The following is a 731-nucleotide window of genomic DNA, read 5'->3' on the forward strand; positions in this document are numbered from 1 at the left end:
GGCAGCGGCAGCTCCGTGAGTTCGCGCAAGCCGTCCCACCAGTGCCAGTGCTGACCGTCGTTGTGCCACCACCAATCGCGATCACGGGCGTACAAGACCGCGCCTCTATCGGCCGCGGCAGCGTCGAGCGTCGCCGGCCGATCGGGCTCACCCACAACCGCCGGCCTACCGAGACGGAAAATGCCGGCTTTTTCCCGCGCGATACTGGCGCGATCCGGCCCAAGCCAATCGGTATGATCGAGGGCGATGGAGGTGATAACGGCAACGTCGGAGTCAACGATATTGGTAGCGTCCAGCCGCCCCCCCAACCCGACCTCGAGGATCACCACATCCAGCGACGCTTGCCGGAACAGCTGCAGCGCTGCGAGCGTGCCGAACTCGAAATAGCTAAGGAAGGCTGAGCCACGACCGGCTTCGATAATCGCCATCGCTTCACTATGAGCAGCTTCCGGCAATTCTCCGCCCTGGATACGCACCCGTTCTGTGTAACGCAGCAAATGCGGTGAGCTATAGACCCCAACCCGCATGCCGCTGGCTAGCAAGATGGCTTCTAGCAGCCGGCAGGTGGTACCTTTGCCATTAGTACCACCTATAGTAATGACCCAGGAAGCCGGGCGCAGCAAATTCAGGACGCTGGCCACATAGATTACCCGCTCCAGGTCCAGATCGATGGGTTTGGCATGCAGACGTTCAATATAATAAAGCCACGCGGTCAGTGACGATGTGGCTTG

At 60.5% G+C, this 731-nt stretch carries 1 protein-coding gene; it reads right to left on the minus strand.

Annotated elements, in window-relative coordinates:
• Nucleotides 1-731 (minus strand): bifunctional tetrahydrofolate synthase/dihydrofolate synthase (gene folC, locus BG74_RS05660; RefSeq protein WP_244267347.1); only part of this gene is annotated, 731 nt, incomplete at both ends.

This window comes from Sodalis-like endosymbiont of Proechinophthirus fluctus, from assembly GCF_001602625.1.
In the GTDB taxonomy this organism is placed as follows: Bacteria; Pseudomonadota; Gammaproteobacteria; order Enterobacterales; family Enterobacteriaceae.